At 64.1% G+C, this 17,940-nt stretch carries 18 protein-coding genes; 1 reads left to right on the top strand and 17 read right to left on the bottom strand.

Going from position 1 to position 17,940, the window contains the following annotated elements; translation table 11 throughout:
* Positions 1-99 precede the first annotated feature (99 nt).
* The 15 genes from coaBC to ACN50D_RS04455 all read right to left on the bottom strand — a co-directional run bounded on the left by coaBC (position 100) and on the right by ACN50D_RS04455 (position 15,575).
* A complete protein-coding gene (coaBC, locus tag ACN50D_RS04525) occupies positions 100-1,398 on the bottom strand; it encodes a bifunctional phosphopantothenoylcysteine decarboxylase/phosphopantothenate--cysteine ligase CoaBC (RefSeq protein ID WP_372450099.1) in 1,299 nt (432 codons plus the stop codon).
* Complete coding sequence (rpoZ, locus tag ACN50D_RS04520; RefSeq protein ID WP_003944996.1) at positions 1,395-1,694, bottom strand: DNA-directed RNA polymerase subunit omega; 300 nt, start codon at positions 1,692-1,694, stop codon at positions 1,395-1,397. Before rpoZ ends, coaBC begins: the two co-directional genes overlap by 4 nt.
* A 98-nt stretch (positions 1,695-1,792) precedes the next feature.
* Positions 1,793-2,392 (bottom strand): guanylate kinase, encoded by a 600-nt coding sequence (gene gmk, locus ACN50D_RS04515; RefSeq protein ID WP_003944801.1) that lies wholly within the window; start codon positions 2,390-2,392, stop codon positions 1,793-1,795.
* 36 nt (positions 2,393-2,428) lie between these two features.
* Entirely contained in the window at positions 2,429-2,749 is a 321-nt protein-coding gene (mihF, locus tag ACN50D_RS04510; RefSeq protein ID WP_003944825.1) for an integration host factor, actinobacterial type, read from the bottom strand.
* 369 nt (positions 2,750-3,118) lie between these two features.
* Complete coding sequence (locus tag ACN50D_RS04505) at positions 3,119-4,318, bottom strand: glycosyltransferase 87 family protein (protein WP_230793238.1); 1,200 nt, start codon at positions 4,316-4,318, stop codon at positions 3,119-3,121.
* 57 nt (positions 4,319-4,375) lie between these two features.
* Positions 4,376-5,197 carry an orotidine-5'-phosphate decarboxylase gene (pyrF, locus tag ACN50D_RS04500; RefSeq protein ID WP_007728008.1) on the bottom strand — a complete coding sequence of 274 codons (822 nt, stop codon included), beginning with the start codon at positions 5,195-5,197 and terminating at the stop codon, positions 4,376-4,378.
* Positions 5,194-8,550, bottom strand: a complete 3,357-nt coding sequence (gene carB, locus ACN50D_RS04495; RefSeq protein ID WP_003945010.1) for a carbamoyl-phosphate synthase large subunit — start codon at positions 8,548-8,550, stop codon at positions 5,194-5,196. The genes pyrF and carB overlap by 4 nt, the downstream gene beginning before the upstream one ends.
* Complete coding sequence (gene carA, locus ACN50D_RS04490; RefSeq protein WP_007728009.1) at positions 8,550-9,725, bottom strand: glutamine-hydrolyzing carbamoyl-phosphate synthase small subunit; 1,176 nt, start codon at positions 9,723-9,725, stop codon at positions 8,550-8,552. The genes carB and carA overlap by 1 nt, the downstream gene beginning before the upstream one ends.
* Positions 9,722-10,288, bottom strand: coding sequence for a transporter (locus tag ACN50D_RS04485; RefSeq protein WP_003944773.1), 567 nt, complete (start codon positions 10,286-10,288; stop codon positions 9,722-9,724). Before ACN50D_RS04485 ends, carA begins: the two co-directional genes overlap by 4 nt.
* Positions 10,289-10,294: 6 nt before the next feature.
* Positions 10,295-11,602, bottom strand: coding sequence for a dihydroorotase (locus ACN50D_RS04480; protein ID WP_003944990.1), 1,308 nt, complete (start codon positions 11,600-11,602; stop codon positions 10,295-10,297).
* 26 nt (positions 11,603-11,628) lie between these two features.
* Positions 11,629-12,573, bottom strand: coding sequence for an aspartate carbamoyltransferase catalytic subunit (locus ACN50D_RS04475; RefSeq protein ID WP_003944883.1), 945 nt, complete (start codon positions 12,571-12,573; stop codon positions 11,629-11,631).
* Positions 12,570-13,211, bottom strand: a complete 642-nt coding sequence (gene pyrR / locus ACN50D_RS04470; protein ID WP_003944977.1) for a bifunctional pyr operon transcriptional regulator/uracil phosphoribosyltransferase PyrR — start codon at positions 13,209-13,211, stop codon at positions 12,570-12,572. Before pyrR ends, ACN50D_RS04475 begins: the two co-directional genes overlap by 4 nt.
* Positions 13,212-13,384: 173 nt before the next feature.
* Positions 13,385-13,882, bottom strand: coding sequence for a transcription antitermination factor NusB (gene nusB / locus ACN50D_RS04465; RefSeq protein WP_007728014.1), 498 nt, complete (start codon positions 13,880-13,882; stop codon positions 13,385-13,387).
* On the bottom strand, positions 13,883-14,446 hold the full coding sequence (efp, locus tag ACN50D_RS04460) for an elongation factor P (protein ID WP_003944958.1): 564 nt from the start codon (positions 14,444-14,446) through the stop codon (positions 13,883-13,885). It abuts the gene before it with no gap.
* A gap of 34 nt (positions 14,447-14,480) precedes the next feature.
* Positions 14,481-15,575: a M24 family metallopeptidase gene (locus ACN50D_RS04455; protein ID WP_003944812.1), complete on the bottom strand. Its 1,095-nt coding sequence runs from the start codon at positions 15,573-15,575 to the stop codon at positions 14,481-14,483.
* Between the two features lie 111 nt (positions 15,576-15,686).
* Between ACN50D_RS04455 and ACN50D_RS04450 the strand changes: the two genes are divergently transcribed.
* Positions 15,687-16,295 carry a B-4DMT family transporter gene (locus tag ACN50D_RS04450; RefSeq protein WP_019748369.1) on the top strand — a complete coding sequence of 203 codons (609 nt, stop codon included), beginning with the start codon at positions 15,687-15,689 and terminating at the stop codon, positions 16,293-16,295.
* Between the two features lie 87 nt (positions 16,296-16,382).
* Here the strand turns inward: ACN50D_RS04450 and aroQ are convergent, their stop codons facing one another.
* Entirely contained in the window at positions 16,383-16,811 is a 429-nt protein-coding gene (aroQ, locus tag ACN50D_RS04445; protein ID WP_003944916.1) for a type II 3-dehydroquinate dehydratase, read from the bottom strand.
* The gene (gene aroB / locus ACN50D_RS04440; protein ID WP_003944873.1) at positions 16,808-17,917 is read right to left on the bottom strand and encodes a 3-dehydroquinate synthase; all 1,110 of its coding nucleotides are present in this window, start codon (positions 17,915-17,917) and stop codon (positions 16,808-16,810) included. Before aroB ends, aroQ begins: the two co-directional genes overlap by 4 nt.
* Positions 17,918-17,940: the final 23 nt, after the last annotated feature.

The following is a 17,940-nucleotide window of genomic DNA, read 5'->3' as shown; positions in this document are numbered from 1 at the left end:
GCTGGGGGCTGAGCCGACGATAACGGTTGGACCGCCTGCGCAACACCCTTGTACTCACCCGATTATCGTGGGGTAACTCTCACCACCGGGCGCGTGTCGCTACTCGGGAAAGAGCTTGACCAGGGCGTCGAGTACTCGACTGGCCATCAAAGCCTTGGATCCGTGTTCGAGAGCGGACTCCGAGCCGTCGGAACCGAGCAACCAACCGTCGTTGTGATCGACCTCGAACGCCTTGCCCTCGCCGACCGCATTGACCACGAGGAGATCGCAACCTTTGCGGGCAAGCTTGGAGCGGGCATAGGTGAGAACGTCACCATGGGCGTCACCGGTCTCAGCGGCGAATCCGACGATCACCGTTCGAGCATCCAAGTCGCCGTCACGACGCGCTTCGACGAGACCGGCGAGGATGTCGGCATTTCTGGTGAGGCTGATCGAGTCGGGTTCGTTTGCGCCCTTCTTGATCTTGCTGCCTTCGACGGTGGTGGGGCGGAAGTCCGCGACAGCCGCAGCCATGACGACTCCGTCGTGTCCCGGTGCGTGCTTTTCCACTGCCAACCGGAGATCTTCGGCCGTCTTGATGTGCACGACGTCGACAGCGGCGGGGTCGGCGAGATCAGCCGTGTACCCGGCGATCAGTGTCACGTGCGCGCCGCGTTGCGCGGCAAGACGGGCGAGCGCGTAGCCCTGTTTGCCCGAGCTGCGATTACCGAGAAAGCGCACGGGATCGAGCGGCTCGCGAGTACCGCCGGCGGTGACCAGAATGCGGCGACCCTCCAGGTCGCGCGGCAACGCGTCCGAGCGCTCGAGGAGCAACGATGCCAACCCGACGATCTCGTCGGGTTCGGGAAGTCGACCGGCTCCGGTGTCTTTCCCTGTCAAACGCCCGGAGGCAGGTTCGATCACGTGGACGCCGCGCGAACGCAGTGTCGCCACGTTCGAGACCGATGCGGGGTGCTCCCACATCTCGGTGTGCATTGCTGGGGCGAAGACGACCGGACAGCGCGCGGTCAACAAAGTGGCCGTCAACAGGTCGTCTGCGCGACCCATGACCGCTCGCGCCATCAGATCAGCGGTTGCCGGCGCGATGACGACCAGATCGGCTTCCTGTCCGAGACGGACATGCGGAACCTGCGGGACGTCGTTGAAGACGCCGGTGTGAACCGGGTTGCCGGAGAGTGCTTCGAACGTCGCGCGCCCGACGAACTCCAGAGCGGATTCAGTCGGAATCACGCGGACGTGATGACCGCTCTCGGTGAAGCTGCGGATGATCGAGCACGCCTTGTAGGCGGCGATACCCCCACCGACACCGACGACAATGCGCTTACGTATCGATGTGGGCGCGTCGGACACTCCCCCGACACCCGAACGAGGTTCGGGTGCGGCAGATGTGGTGCTCACTCGCCTTCGGTGTGCTCGAGGAGATCAGCGTGGATTTCACGCAACGCGATGGACAGCGGCTTTTCCTGCAGACCGGGCTCGACCAGAGGTCCGACGTATTCGAGGATGCCGTCACCGAGCTGGTTGTAGTAGTCGTTGATCTGGCGCGCGCGCTTGGCCGAGTAGATGACCAGGGCGTACTTGGAAGAGGTGCGTTCGAGCAACTCGTCGATCGGCGGGTTGGTGATGCCGAGCGGGGTGTCGTAGGCAGGCAGAGCGCCCTGACCTGCTGCGGACGCGGCTGAAGTGCTGCTCACTCTTGTGTCTCCTGAATTAGATCTTCATTGAAGAACTAGTTTTATCGATCCGGATATCTGAGAAACGGGGTGGAAATCGGTTCCCGAAGGGTGCGGAATCAGTTCCCAACCAACAAGGATACCAACTCATCGCAAGCACGGCTTACATCCTCGTTCACGATGACCGTGTCGAACTCGTCCTGTGCGGCCAATTCCACTCGGGCCGTCTCGAGTCGGCGCGCCACGACGTCTTCCGTTTCGGTTCCACGTCCGGTCAGCCGTTGCACCAGAACGTCCCAGCTCGGTGGAGCCATGAACACCAACAGAGCCTCGGGCATCGCCTTGCGGACAGCTCGTGCTCCGGCGAGATCGACCTCGACGAGAACGGGCTTTCCAGCTTCGAGCGCTTCTTCGACCGGAGCTGCGGGGGTGCCGGAGCGCTGCAGGCCGCCGTGGATTTCCGCCCATTCGAGAAGTTCACCGGAGTCGATCATCCGTTGAAATTCTTCACGGGAGGTGAATCGGTAGTCCTTGCCGTCCACTTCACCTGGACGGGGATCGCGAGTGGTCGCCGAAACACTGAAAACGAGTTCAGGCAACCGAGTTCTCAGCTCGCGAACGACGCTGGACTTACCGACAGCCGAAGGGCCGGCCAGTACAACCAGCCGACCCCTCCGCACTGCGGTCTTGCTCTCTGACACTGTTGCGTCAGCAATCATCAGACACTGCCGCGTCAGCAATCATCACTTGTCGGCTCAGGCCTCGAAGTCAAACTTGGTGAGCAGAGCCTTGCGCTGCCGATCACCGAGGCCACGAAGGCGACGGGTCGGTGCAATCTCCAGCTCGGTCATGATCTCCTGAGCCTTGACCTTGCCCACCTTGGGCAGCGCCTCGAGCAGTGCCGAAACCTTCATCTTGCCCAAGATTTCGTTGTCTTCGGCGTCCTTGAGGACCTGCTTGAGGTCGGTGCCGCCACGCTTCAGGCGCTCCTTGAGCTCAGCCCTGGCCTTGCGGGCAGCAGCTGCCTTCTCCAAAGCAGCAGCGCGCTGCTCATCAGTCAACTGGGGAAGGGCCACGGTTCCTCCGTCTCGTCGTGTGCAAATTTTGTCTATTCCGCTGATAACCAGCAGCGATAGCGACCGTACTCACGCCTGGCGCGAATTGCTAACCCACCCCCCGCGGTCCGATGCAGATCGCGGTGGGTTATGCGCGTCGAATCGATGTCACGGATCGTCACCGTTTTCGGCTGGATCGAGACGAATTCGACGCCACACGAACGTGCGTACAGTACCGAAATAGACTGTAACACAATGTATTTCGACCCATAGCGTGCGACACCCCCGTGCGAGTGTGCGAAATCGTTACCTGCGGGAATGAACGTGGTCGCCGACACATCCAAAATTTTCGAGCATTTTCGACGCCTATGCGCGTGTCGCGGCCCGTTTTCAGGTCTGCAGCGACGATTTCGGATCGCCGGCGTCGACCGTCTCGGGTTCGATGCGACTCACGCCGGGGGCGGCCAGAGCGAGCACTACCGCGAGGCTCGCCCAGAGCAATGAATTCTCCAGCACGAAGCCGACTACCGGGATATCCATGTCCGCGCCGACTCGAGGAAGCCGAAACAGCACTACGACAGCGGTGAGACCGATCGCGATCCAGGACCACACAGGGACCGATCGAGTGCCCTCCCCCACGCCCGACTTGATCGGAACGAGGAGTACACCGACCGCCGGCACCAACCACACGAAGTGGTGCGTCCAGGCAATGGGAGTCACGATTGCCGCCAGCAGAGCCACCACCGTGAAACCGGCGAGATGGCCCCGCAGGCGCTGAGCGCGCCGCGTCGCGACAATTCCGAGGACACCCAACACCGCACAGGCGACGAGCCATGCCGGACCCACCAGGCCCTCGGGAAGTAGCCGCAAGGCCATTCCACGCACGGACTGGTTACCGAACACGGACGGGTCACCGACGGCGACGCGCCCCGAGAGTGAGGCGATGTCGCCGAAGTAGTCGATCGTCTGGCGCGGGAGAACCGCAAAGCCCAGAGCCGTGGCGCCGAGGAAGCCGGCGAGGCCGCCCGCAACTGCTTTCCAGCGCCCGGTGATCACGTAGTAACCGATGTAGACGAGTGGCACCAGTTTGACCGCGCCGGCGATCCCCACCAGCACACCCTCGGGAATCCACCGTGGTCGAGCCAGCACGTCGATCAAGCACAGGAGAGTCAGAAACAACCCGACCTGGCCGTACCCGAGGTGATCGGAGATCGGCGATGCCGCCGTCCACAGGACCAGGAAACCCACGTAGACGACGACTGGCCGCTTACGTGTGAACGGGACTTCGCGATAGCTGAGCACGATGATCGCGGCCAGCATCAGGAGGCTGACGAAACTCCATCCCCACTGGACCGCACCCCAGGAACCCAGGGCGACTGGAACGGCGACGAGCGCAGCGAAGGGCGGATACGTGAACGGCAGTCTCGCGTTGAACGACTCGTCGTACAGGTTCGAGCCGTCGAGGACGGCCTGACCCGCCGTCCGGTACACGGCGAGATCGTCGCCGTGTACGCCGGTGACGGATTGGAACCCGGTGGCCAGCAGCGCGCACGCCGCGACGAGAAGTCCGATCTGCCACCAACGATTCACCGACGGACGGTACCACCGGGTTCCACCGCTCGAACGAGCCTCGAGGTCACTCACGGATCAGTTCGCCAATGCGGCTTCGATCTCGTCTCGGTCACGCATTGCTGCCTCCCGAAGTGCCGATACCGAAGGACCATGCTTGAGCACCCCACGGGAAGTGTTCGGCAGCAGGAGCTCGGTCGATCCCGCGAAGATGTCTGCGAGATCCGCTGCCGTCGCACCCTGCGCGCCGAGTCCCGGAGCGAGAATCGGGCCGTTGAACTGCGACAGGTCCAGACCGTGGTCCCGAGTTGCACCGACCACCAGTCCGACGGTGTCACGGCCGTCGCCGTTCGCATCGACCGCAGCGTCGACGATCGACTGAGCCACGCTCACACCGTCAGTCGACGACTGTTGAAGTACGCCGCCTTCCGGATTGGAGGTTCGTGCCAGGACGAAGATCCCGCGGGCGTTCTGCCGTGCCAGTTCGAGTGTCGGAGTCAGCGCCCCGAATCCCAGGTACGGCGAAACGGTGACCGAGTCGGAGGCCAACGGCGAATCACCCAACCAGGCTTGCGCGTACGCGTCCATCGTCGAACCGATGTCACCGCGCTTGGCATCCGCGACGACCAGAGTTCCCGCATCACGAAGAACCGAGATGGTCCGCTCCAACACGGCGAAGCCGGCGCTGCCGTAAGCCTCGAAGAACGCGACCTGAGGTTTGACCAGTCCGACCTCACCGGTGAAGGCCTCGACGCAGATCTCGGCGAAAGTCTCGAGACCTTCGGCCGTACGCGGCAGTCCCCACGCGTCGAGAAGCGCGGGATGCGGGTCGATACCGACGCACAGCCGCCCCCGGTCCGCGATCGCGGACCGGAGACGCTGCCCCCAACTGTGACTCACGACTGCTGTGCCGGCTGACGAAGACCTGCGTGCAATTCCTGCAGGGAGTGAACTCCGATGTCGCCGCGAATGGCTGCTTCGATGCCCTGCACGGCAGCCGAGGCGCCCTGCACCGTCGTGATGCACGGGATGTTCGACGCAACCGCTGCGCTTCGGATCTCGTAGCCGTCGACACGCGGGCCGTTGTTGCCGTACGGCGTGTTGATGACCATGGCGACCTCGCCGCTGCGGATCTGGTCGACGATGGTCTCGGCACCGGCCGGAACATCTTCACCCGACTGCTTGTACACCTGCTTGCACTCGATACCGTTGCGCCGCAAAACATCTGCGGTTCCTTCGGTGGCAAGAATGGTGAATCCGAGGTCTGCCAGGCGCTTGACCGGGAAGATCAGCGAACGCTTGTCCTTGTTGGCGACCGAGACGAACACCGCGCCCGTGGTGGGCAACGAACCGTAGGCGGCAGTCTGCGACTTGGCAAAAGCCGTACCGAAGTCGAAGTCGATTCCCATGACTTCACCGGTGGACTTCATTTCCGGGCTGAGCAAGGTATCCACGCCGGTACCGTCGGCGCGGCGGAAGCGGTTGAACGGCAACACAGCTTCCTTGACCGCGATCGGTGCACCGGCCGGGGTGTTTCCGCCGTCGCCCTTCGCCGGCAGAATGCCGCTCGCACGCAGTTCCGCGATGGATTCGCCGAGCATGACGCGGGCGCATGCCTTGGCCAGCTGGACGGCCGTCGCCTTGGACACGAACGGAACCGTGCGGCTGGCGCGGGGATTTGCTTCCAGCACGTAGAGGATGTCGTCCTTGAGGGCGTACTGGACGTTGAGCAGGCCCTTGACGCCGATGCCCTTCGCGAGAGCCTCGGTGGAGCGGCGGACGTTCTCGAGATCCGCCCGGCCCAGAGTGATGGGCGGGAGCGCACACGCCGAGTCACCGGAGTGAATGCCGGCTTCCTCGATGTGCTCCATGACGCCGCCGAGGTACACCTCGGTGCCGTCACACAGAGCGTCGACGTCGATCTCGACCGCGTCTTCGAGGAAGCGGTCGACCAGGACCGGACGATCGTCGGAGATCTCCGTGGCGCGCGAGATGTAGTCGGCGAGGGAAGCCTCGTCGTAGACGATCTCCATGCCGCGACCACCGAGCACGTACGACGGACGCACCAGCACCGGGTAGCCGATACCTGCCGCGATCTCGCGGGCGCCGTCGAACGTGGTGGCGGTACCGAACTTCGGTGCGGGCAGACCGGCTTCGGTCAGTACGCGGCCGAATTCGCCGCGGTCCTCCGCCAGGTCGATGGCTGCGGGGCTGGTTCCCACGATGGGGACGCCGGCAGCTTCGAGACGCTTCGCCAGTCCGAGCGGGGTCTGGCCGCCGAGCTGGACGATGACGCCGGCAACGGTGCCCGACTGCGCCTCCGCGCGGTAGACCTCGAAGACGTCCTCGAACGTCAGCGGCTCGAAGTACAGGCGATCAGCGGTGTCGTAGTCCGTGGAGACGGTCTCGGGGTTGCAGTTGACCATGACGGTCTCGTACCCGGCCTCGGACAGCGTCTGCGCCGCGTGGACACACGAGTAGTCGAACTCGATGCCCTGACCGATGCGGTTGGGGCCGGATCCGAGGATCAGAACCTTGGGTCGCTCGGTCTGCGGAGCAACTTCGGACTCGGCCTCGGGATCGAGCTCGTAGGTCGAGTAGTGGTACGGCGTCTTGGCCTCGAACTCTGCGGCGCAGGTGTCGACGGTCTTGTAGACAGGGCGCACGCCCAGCTGATCACGCAGAGCGCGAACGGCGTCCTCACCTGCGTGCGTGTCACCACCGAGTTCGGGGCGCAGAGCCGCGATCTGGCGGTCCGAGATGCCGTGGTACTTGGCCTGACGCAGGGAAGCCTCGTCGAAAGACTCTGCAGCGCGCAGCTTTTCACCGAGCTCGTGAATCTGCTGGAACTGGTCGAGGAACCACGGATCGATCTTGGTGGCGTCGAAGAGCTGCTCGACAGTTGCGCCGAGCGCGAATGCCTTCTCGATGCCGTACATGCGGCCGTCCTGCGGAACGCTCAGATCGGCGAGCAGTGCATCCAGGCTCTCCGTCTCGATGTCGGCGCCGGTCCAGTAACCCGCACGCTTGGTCTCGAGCGAACGCATGACCTTGCCGAAAGCCTCGGTGAAGTTGCGGCCGATGCTCATGGCCTCGCCCACCGACTTCATCGTGGTGGTCAGAGTTCCGTCGGCACCGGGGAACTTCTCGAAAGCGAACCGCGGAGCCTTGACGACGACGTAGTCGAGTGTCGGCTCGAAGCAAGCCGGGGTTTCCTTGGTGATGTCGTTGACGATCTCGTCGAGCGTGTAGCCGATGGCAAGCTTGGCCGCCATCTTCGCGATCGGGTAACCGGTCGCCTTCGACGCCAGAGCCGACGAGCGGGAGACACGCGGGTTCATCTCGATGACGACCAGGCGGCCGTCCTTCGGGTCCATCGCGAACTGGATGTTGCAGCCGCCGGTGTCGACGCCCACCTCTCGCAGAATGTCGATGGAAAGGTCGCGCATCGCCTGGTACTCGCGGTCGGTCAGCGTCATCGCCGGGGCGACGGTGACCGAGTCTCCGGTGTGGACACCGACCGGGTCGACGTTCTCGATGGAGCAGACGATCACGACGTTGTCGCGACTGTCACGCATGAGCTCGAGTTCGTATTCCTTCCAACCGAGGATGGATTCCTCGATCAGGACGTTCGCCGTCGGCGACGCGGCCAGACCGCCACCGGCGATGCGGTTGAGATCGTCGACGTCGTACGCCATGCCGGAACCGAGGCCGCCCATGGTGAAGGACGGACGCACGACAACCGGGTAACCGAGTTCGGCGACCGTGGCGTGTACTTCGTCCATCGTGTAGCAAACTGCGGACTTCGCGGATTCGCCACCGACCTTGGCGACGATGTCCTTGAACTTCTGGCGATCCTCGCCGCGCTGGATGGCGTCGAAGTCTGCGCCGATCAGTTCGACGTCGTACTTCTCGAGGATGCCCTGCTCGTGCAGCGCCACTGCGGCGTTGAGCGCAGTCTGACCGCCGAGCGTCGCGAGGACGGCGTCGATCTTGTTGCCCTGCAAGGCTTCCTTGGCGATGACCTTCTCGAGGAACTCGGCCGTGATCGGCTCGACGTACGTGGCGTCGGCGAACTCGGGGTCCGTCATGATGGTGGCCGGGTTGGAGTTGACCAGGCTGACGCGCAGGCCCTCCTCCTGGAGGACGCGGCAGGCCTGGGTGCCCGAGTAGTCGAACTCGCAGGCCTGACCGATGACGATCGGACCGGAGCCGATTACCAGGATGTGCTTGAGATCTGTACGGCGTGGCATTAGTTCTTGACTCCGGTTTCTTTCCGTGCGGAGAGCAGGCTGGTGAAGCGGTCGAAGAGGTACGCGGCGTCGTGCGGGCCGGCTGCCGCCTCGGGGTGGTACTGCACCGAGAAGGCCGAATCGTCCAGCAGGCGAACACCTTCGACGGCTCCGTCGTTGGCGCAGGTGTGGCTGACCACCGCGCGGCCGAACGGGGTGTCGAATTCCTGACCGGCTTCGCCTTCGAGCGCGAAGCCGTGGTTCTGAGCGGTGATCGCGATGCGACCGGTCTGATGCTCGATCACCGGGATGTTGATTCCGCGGTGGCCGAACTTCATCTTGTAGGTGCTCAGGCCCAGGGCGCGGCCCAGGATCTGGTTGCCGAAGCAGATACCGAACAGCGGCAAGCCCTGTCCGATGACCTCTTTCGTGAGGTGGACTGCGCCGTCGGCGGTGGCTGGGTCACCGGGACCGTTGGAGAGGAACACTCCGTCGGCCTTCAGGTCGAGGATCTGTTCGAGACTCGCGTTGGACGGCAACACATGGACGCGGATACCGCGCTCGGCGAACATGCGCGGGGTGTTGGTCTTGATACCGAGGTCGATGGCGGCAACCGTGTACAGCGCCTCCCCGCCCTTCGGCTCGACGACGTAGCCGCTGGTGGTGCTGACCTCACCGGCAAGATCGGCGCCGAGCATGGTCGGCTGATCCTGAACCCGTCGGACCAGTTCGTCATCGGCGGCGATGGCTTCACCGGAAAAAATTCCGGCCTTCATCGAACCGCGAGTACGCAGGTGGCGAACCAGGGCGCGGGTGTCGATCCCGGCGATTCCGACGATGCCCTGCTCTTCGAGCTTGGCCTGCAGCGAACCGGTTGCACGCCAGCTCGAGGTGACGCGCGAGGGGTCACGAACGACGTACCCGGCAACCCAGATCTTGGCGCCGGCACGCTCGCCGGTCGGTCCGACCGACTCGTCGTCTTCGTCGTTCCAGCCGGTGTTGCCGATCTGCGGTGCGGTGGAGACGACGATCTGGCGGTGGTAGCTGGGATCGGTGAGCGTTTCCTGGTAGCCGGTCATTCCGGTGCTGAACACCGCTTCGCCCAGGGTCTGTCCAACCGCACCGAAGGTGGTTCCGCGGAACACCCGTCCATCTTCGAGGACCAGTACTGCGGGGCTGTTGTCAAAGCCGCTCATGCGTTCTTTCCGTTCTGCTCGATGTCGCCAGAGCTTGCGTCTTCGTTGTCATTCGTCTTGTTCGAAGCGGTCTTGTTCGAAGCAGTCACCGGCTTGACCCAGTCCGGATAAACCGTCTTGTCGTCACCGCGCACGCCCGTGTCGATCTCGGTTCCGCTCGGCAATTCCCAGCGAATCACCAGGACGCCGTCCTTGCTCATGACCTTGCCGGCAAGACCGTTCTCCGTGCGGATCGCGCGGATCGACTTCTCCGGAATCCAGATCGCCGACGCGCCGTCACGCTCGACCAGAATTCCGCCGCTGTAGCGGCTGATCTCGCAGGTGGCGCGGAAACCGAGGTCGCCGACGGCGATACGGTCCTGCCAACTGGGTGCGATGGTGCTGCCGACGTACAGGCCGGTGGTCGGCAGGACGAGCAGTTCACCCAGGGTTGCCGGTACCGTCGGCAGTTCGCCGATCTTGTCTTTCTGGCGTCGAGCGCGTCCACGCCAGCCGACGTACATCAGGCCGATCATCGCGACCCAGAAGATCGCCAGACCGATGATCCACAGTGCTCTGTCCATGACGCGCTACTCCTCGCTACTCCGCAGCCGCACATTCCCGTCGTGTGCGGTGATGCGGCCACGTAACAGTGTGGTCGTGACCCGAGCGGGCAATGTCATCGACTCGTACGGAGTGTTATGCGCGACACTCGCCAGGTCGGGACCGTGGACCGTCCACTCGGCCGACGGATCGACCAATGTCAGGTTCGCGGGCTCCCCCACCTCGATGGGACGGCCCTGATCGTCGAGGCCGACGATTGCCGCGGGGCGCTCGCTCATGACCCGGGCAACACCGCGCCAGTCCAACAAGCCGGGCTGGACCATCGTCTGCACGATGATCGAGAGTGCGGTCTCGAGGCCGAGCATTCCAGGGCGAGCGGCTGCGAACTCGCAGCACTTGTCCTGCTCGGCGTGCGGAGCATGGTCGGTCGCGACGCAGTCGATGATTCCCTCGGCCAGACCCTTGCGCAGCGCGGCAACATCACTGGCCTCACGCAAGGGCGGGTTGACCTTGTTGATCGCGTCGTACGTCTCGAGCCGTGAATCGTCGAGGAGCAGGTGATGCGGGGTGACCTCGGCGGTGATCGAAATCCCTTGGCTGCGAGCCCACTTCACGAGTTCGACGGTTCCGGCGGTGGAGGCGTGGCAGATGTGAACGCGGGCGCCGGCGTCACGCGCGAGCAGTGCGTCGCGGGCCACGATCGATTCTTCGGCTGCGCGCGGCCATCCGGCCAGGCCGAGACGCGCGGCCGTGGGGCCCTCGTGGGCGACCGCACCGACGGTCAAGCGCGGCTCTTCCGCGTGCTGGGCGATCAGGACGCCCAGTGAACTGGAGTATTCGAGCGCGCGACGCATGATCAGTGGGTCGTAGACGCAGTGGCCGTCGTCGGAGAACATCTTGACCTTGCCGACGCCTGCGGCCATGGTCGCCATCTCGGCGAGTTGCTTGCCTTCCAGGCCTGCTGTGACTGCGCCGACGGGGTGGACGTCGACGAGGCCGACTTCCTGCCCGCGTCGCCAGACGTGATCGGTGATGACCACCGAATCGGCGACGGGACTCGTGTTGGCCATCGCGAAGACCGCGGTGTATCCACCCAGAGCCGCTGCCGAGCTTCCGGTTTCGATGGTCTCGGTGTCTTCGCGGCCGGGCTCACGCAGATGTGTGTGCAGGTCCACGAAGCCGGGAAGCAGGATCTGCCCGCCGGCATCGATCACCTCGGATGCCGTGGCCGGATCGAGGTCCACGCCGATCTCGAGGATCGTGCCGTCGCCGACGAGTACGTCGGTGGGCTCACCTTCTCCGTAGATCAGGACTCCGCGGAGCAGGACACTCACGGGTGATTCTCCGTTCTCGTTTCTGGTCACAGCGCACCGTCCTCCGACCCGACCAGCAGTCGGAACAAGACAGCCATGCGCATGTGTACGCCGTTGGTAACCTGTTGCAGTACAGCAGTTTTGGAGGAATCCGCAACGGCGGATGCAATCTCCATGCCGCGCAGCATCGGGCCGGGGTGCAGGACCACCGCGTGATCGGCCAGCATCGCCAGCCGCTTCTCGGACAGGCCGTAGTTGATCGAGTACTCGCGCTGCGACGGGAAGAAGCCACCGTTCATGCGTTCGGCCTGAACCCGCAGCATCAGCACCGCGTCGAGTCCGGGCAGTTCCGCGTCGAGCGAATGCGAGACCGTGACCGGCCACGTGTGCGCACCGACCGGCAGCAGTGTCGGCGGCGCAACAAGAACAACCTCGGCACCGAGCATCGAGAGCAGCAGTGCGTTGGACCGGGCGACACGGCTATGCAGGATGTCGCCGACGATGGCGATCCGCTTGCCCTCGATGTCGCCGAGACGCTGGCGAAGGGTCAAAGCGTCGAGAAGCGCCTGAGTGGGGTGCTCGTGCGTGCCGTCACCTGCGTTGATGACTGCCGGGCCACCGTCGTCGGCCGCTCCGGTCCACTTTGCGATCTGGTGGGCGGCGCCCGAAGCCGGGTGGCGCACGATGAGTGCGTCGGCACCGGCCGCGCGCAGGGTCATCGCGGTATCGCGCAGGGATTCACCTTTGGACACCGAGGAACTGGATGCGCTGACATTGATGACGTCGGCACTCATCCATTTGCCTGCCACCTCGAAAGACACCCGGGTGCGCGTCGAGTTCTCGAAGAACACCGTCATGACCGTGCGTCCGCGCAGCGTCGGGAGCTTGCGTACCTCTCGTCCCAGAAGTGCCTGCTCGAACCGTTCTGCCTCGTCGAGAAGTTCTACCGCGGACTCACGATCGAGGTCCGCGATGGAAAGTAGGTGCTTCACGCGCTCTTACCCCCGGAGATGACTACCGCTTCCCTGCCGTCGTGCTCCTGGAGGAGAACCTTGACGTCCTCGGACCTCGCGGTCGGGACGTTCTTGCCGACGTAGTCGGCGCGCAGCGGGAGTTCGCGGTGACCACGATCCACGAGCACTGCGAGTTGGACCGCGCGGGGGCGGCCCAGATCGCGCAACGCGTCAAGTGCCGAGCGCACGGTGCGACCGGAGAAGAGGACGTCGTCCACGAGAACGACCAGCGCATTGTCGACGCCACCCTCGGGGACGGACGTGCGCTCGAGCGGGCGGTGCGGCTTGTTCCGGAGATCGTCGCGGTAGAGGGTGATGTCGAGAGATCCGATGGGAAGACGCACACCGGAGAATTCTTCGATCTTGGCGCGCAGTCGCGTGGCGAGGGTGGTTCCACGCGTCGGGATCCCGATCAGGACCACACGAGGGGCAGTTCCCTCGGGTCCGTCGAGTGCGGTCTTCTCGATGATCTCGTGAGCGATCCGCGCGATGGTCCGGCCCACATCCTGGGCGGACAACAATTCGCGGGTTTCGCTACCTGCCTCGGCACCGACCGGCGCCTTCGAGTTACCTGGACCTGCAAGATCGGATGGGCGAGACCCTTCGGGCACGCTCATGCAGCGACCTCCTTCTCCGCCTCACTGGACGGATCGTTAAAGGATGTCTGACGGTCCCCACCCTATCAGCCGACAGACCTGATCCCGCCGTGCGAGCAGCGACTCCGACCGGTTGTGTGCAGACACACAACGCGCTCGGTGACACTCGCACGGCGGTGGTGGAACAAAACTTGCTACTCGGTACCCGAATCCGATTCCTGCGCGCGCTGGGAGGTCGCGGCCGCAGCCGATCGAACCTGCGGCGCAACGAGAACGACCTGGCCGAGGATTCCGTTGACGAATCCCGGAGAGTCGTCCGTCGAGAGCTGCTTCGCGAGTTCGACGGCCTCGTCCACGGCGACAACCGGGGGAACGTCCGTCGCGTGGAAGAGCTCCCACACGGCGATACGCAGAATCGCACGGTCGACGGCGGGCAGACGCTCGAGCGTCCAGTCCTGCAGATGCGAGGAGATGACCTGATCGATCCGGTCCAGATTCTCCGCAACGCCGGACACCAACGTGACGGTGTAGGCCGCGACGGGTGCTACCGCGTCGTCCTTGACGGACAGATCGGAACGCTCCGACGCCAGTGCGACCGGATCGAGGTCACGTGCCTCGGCTTCGAAGAGGAAGTCGACGGCACGCTTGCGCGCCTTGTGGCGTGCACCGAGTTTCTTATGTGTGCCGGACACTCAGGAATTCACACGCCCGAGGTAGTTGCCGTCACGAGAATCGACCTTGAGCTTGTCACCGGTGTTGATGAAGAGCGGGACGTTGATCTCGGCACCGGTCTCGAGGGTCGCAGGCTTGGTGCCGCCGGTGGAGCGGTCGCCCTGCAGGCCCGGATCGGTGTGCTTGACGACGAGCTCGACGGTGACCGGAAGCTCGACGAAGAGGGGAACGTCTTCGTGGGTCGCGACCTGGACTGCCATGTTCTCGAGCAGGAAACGCGACTGGTCGCCGACGGTGGATTCGCTGATCGACACCTGGTCGTAGGTGTCGCCGTCCATGAAGATGTAGTCGCTGCCGTCGTGGTACAGGTACGTCATGTCACGACGGTCGACCGTGGCGGTCTCGACCTTCACACCGGCGTTGAACGTCTTGTCCACTACCTTGCCCGAGAGCACGTTCTTGAGCTTGGTGCGCACGAAGGCAGGGCCCTTGCCGGGCTTGACGTGCTGGAACTCGATGATCGTCCACAGCTGGCCTTCGATCTGCAGAACCAGACCATTCTTGAAATCACTGGTGGAAGCCACTTGCTTCGCGTCTCCTAGGGGTCGGGAAACCGTCTCAGACGACGGTAAGGTCTTTTGCGGTCAGTGTGAGCAGCTCTGGCCCCTGCTCACGAACAACGAGCGTGTCCTCGATCCGTACACCTCCGCGCCCGGAGAAGTACACGCCCGGCTCGACGGTCACCGCCGCGCCGGAAAGAAGTGTACCGGTGCCGAGCTTGCCGATCCCCGGTGCTTCGTGGATTTCGAGCCCCACACCGTGGCCGAGGCCGTGCAGGAACAACTCGCCGTAGCCTGCATCGTCGATCACCGCACGGGCGACGGCGTCGACTGCCGCACATTCGACACCCGGCGCGAGCGCGTCGCAACCGGCAGCTTGCGAACGCGCGACGAGCTCGTAAATCTCCCGTTGCCAATCGGAAACGGACTCGAGCACGTAGGTCCGTGTCATGTCCGAGTGGTACCCACCGACCTGGGCGCCGAAGTCGAGTTTCACGAAGTCACCCGACGCCAGGATCGCGTCGGTCGGTCGGTGATGCGGAATCGCCGAGTTGGCGCCGGCCGCCACGATCGTCTCGAAGGAAATACCGTCCGCCCCGTTGTCGAGCATCAGATTTTCCAGCTCGCGGCCGACCTCTCGTTCCGTTCGGCCAGGTCGCAGACCGCCGCGAGCGATCAACTGCGCCAACGCGACATCGGCTGCGGTGCACGCGGCTCGCAACAACTCCACCTCGTACTCGTCCTTGACCATGCGCAATTGTTCGACGAGTCCACTCACCGGTTCGAACCGGATCTTCGGCGCTGCTTCGGTCCAAGCCCGATGTTCGGCGAACGTCGCCACATGTGACTCGAACGCGAGAACGGGCGCCGTGGACTTCTCGATCAAGTGCGCAGCACTCGAACGGGCGATTTCGGCCCGAAGGTCCGGCACCTGCTCTGACACCTGCGTCACGTAGCGGCCGTCGGTGCAGATCACCGTCTCACGCTCGTCGGACGCTGAATCGGATGCACTGACGACGAGCGCCGCATTGGAACCGGTGAAACCGGTGAGGTATCTGATGTTGAGGAGATCTGTGACGAGAATCGCGTCGAGTTCGCGCTCCGAGAGGAGGCGTCTGAGGGATTCACGGCGTGTTCTGAAGTCGACCGGCATCCCTCGAACCTACCGCCCGCGCAGACCTGCCGATCAACTCGAAACTCGCGGTTACAGCAATAAGTGTGGGTTAGGCCACAAGGTGTAATGGGTTCTAGTTAGGCTGTACCCATGAATGCGTGGTTGGTACGTGGCCTCGGCATGGCCCTGATACATGTTGTGTTTCGTGCGTTGCTCGGTGCAGCGATCGCACAGTGGCCACTTCAGGGGTCCACCCTGCGCTGGCTGTCCCTGTTGATCGTCATCGTCTTCGCCGCGATCTGGGGTGGTATCGACGGCATTCGTGACCGCCGGAATTTCCCCGAACCCGAGGACGGCGCCGATCTGACCATGCTGTGGCTCAAGGCCGCATTGGTCGGCGGGTTCGTCGCCGGCGCTGCCAGCTGGGCACTCAGCCTGGTCCCCTCCCTCGAACTCACCCAGCAGGGCTTGTTCTTCGAGGTGACCTCCGGTGCGGCGTTCACGATCCTTCTCATCTTCGTCCCCGCCATGATCGCCATCACCGTCGGACGCTTCTTCGTCAGCCGTGAACAGCGCAAGAACGGAACAGCTCCGCAGACCCCGTCCCACGAGCGTCACCACGAACCGGTGCCCGTCAGCGAGGGCTACGACTCCCCCACCGAGCAGCACGCATACAGCGGAGCCGCGATGTCCGTCGAGGAATCCGACGCCGATACCGCGGTCTTCCCGGCGATCGATCTGGGCAAGCGCGAGCAGTAACGCCCACCGTCCACACAACCGAATGCGGCCCCGAGGATATTTTCCTCGGGGCCGCATTCGTGTGGCTGTTTTTTCGACTTCCCTCGTTCAGCCTCGCTCGGCGAGGAACCTGATCGCCAGCGGATACGCGGCGACGCCGAGTCCGACGATCACTCCGGTCGCAATCGGACTCAGGTAGGAGTGGTGCCGAAACTCTTCTCGCGCATGAACGTTCGAGATGTGTACCTCGACGAGACCTGCGGTCAGTTCGGCGCATGCATCTCGCAGGACCACCGACGTGTGCGTCAAGCCACCGGCATTGAGGATCACCGGTTCCCCCGCGTCCGCCGCGTCGTGGATCCAACCGAGCAGATCGCCTTCGTGATCGCTCTGACGGACGATCACCTCGACGCCGAGCTCCTTGCCTGCCGCGACGCACAATTCGATCAGATCGTCGTGTGTGGTCGCGCCGTAGACCTCGGGCTGACGCTTACCCAGACGCCCCAGATTGGGTCCGTTGACGACGTTGATCCTCACAACAGGACCGTTCCGCCGGCCGGCCGCGCATCGCGGGCAATCGCGGAGTACGCCGCAACCAGCAGACTCGGATCCGGCCCCTCGAGGCGACCCGGCTTGGCCAGTCCGTCGAGGACCACGAAACGCAGCAGCCCGGCACGGTTCTTCTTGTCGGTCTGCATTCCCTTCATCAGATCGCCGAACGCATCACCGTCGTACGACGTCGGCAGCCCGACGAGATCGAGGATCGACTTGTGACGATCCGCGGTGGCGTCGTCGAGTCGGCCCGCGAGCCGTCCGAGTTCGGCAGCGAAGACCAGGCCGACGGAGACAGCGGCACCGTGGCGCCACTTGTAGCGCTCACGACGTTCGATCGCGTGGCCGAGGGTGTGGCCGTAGTTGAGGATTTCGCGCAGATCCGACTCGCGCAGATCCGCGGCCACGACCTTGGCCTTGACCTCTACGGAGCGCCGAATCAACTCGGGCAGAACAGTTCCCGACGGATCGAGAGCTGCCTTGGGATCGGCTTCGATGAGATCCAGGATCACCGGGTCGGCGATGAATCCGGTCTTGATGACCTCGGCCATGCCTGCAACGATCTCGTTGTGCGGCACAGTCTCGAGCGTCGCGAGATCGATGAACACCGCTCCCGGTTCGTGGAACGAACCGACGAGGTTCTTGCCCGCTTCGGTGTTGATACCGGTCTTGCCGCCCACTGCTGCGTCGACCATCGCGAGCAAGGTGGTGGGGACGTGAACTACCTTGACACCGCGCATCCACGTAGCCGCGACGAAGCCGGTGAGGTCGGTCGCCGCTCCCCCGCCCAAGCTCATGATCGCGTCGCTGCGAGTCAGGCCGATCCGGCCGAGCACGTCCCAGCAGAAGCCCGCGACAGCAAGATCCTTGCCGTCCTCGGCATCGGGGATCTCGATACGGTGGGCGTCGATTCCCTTCTCCGCCAACGCAGCCCGTACGGCCTCCGCGGTCTCTGCCAGCGGCGGCTGATGGAAGATCGCGACAGTGCGCGCGCCGTCGAACTCGGCAACGAGATCACCGAGCAGGCCGCGGCCGATCACGACCGGGTAAGGACTTGCGGTCTTCACCTCTACACGTACGGGTTCGGTCACTGCTCCACTACTCCGCTCCGGTT

The sequence above is a fragment of the Rhodococcus sp. SB1D genome, from assembly GCF_048573875.1.
GTDB classification, from domain to species: Bacteria; Actinomycetota; Actinomycetes; order Mycobacteriales; family Mycobacteriaceae; genus Rhodococcus_F; species Rhodococcus_F qingshengii.
Note: the sequence above shows the minus strand (reverse complement) of the source record. Positions and strands in the feature narration are given on the sequence as shown.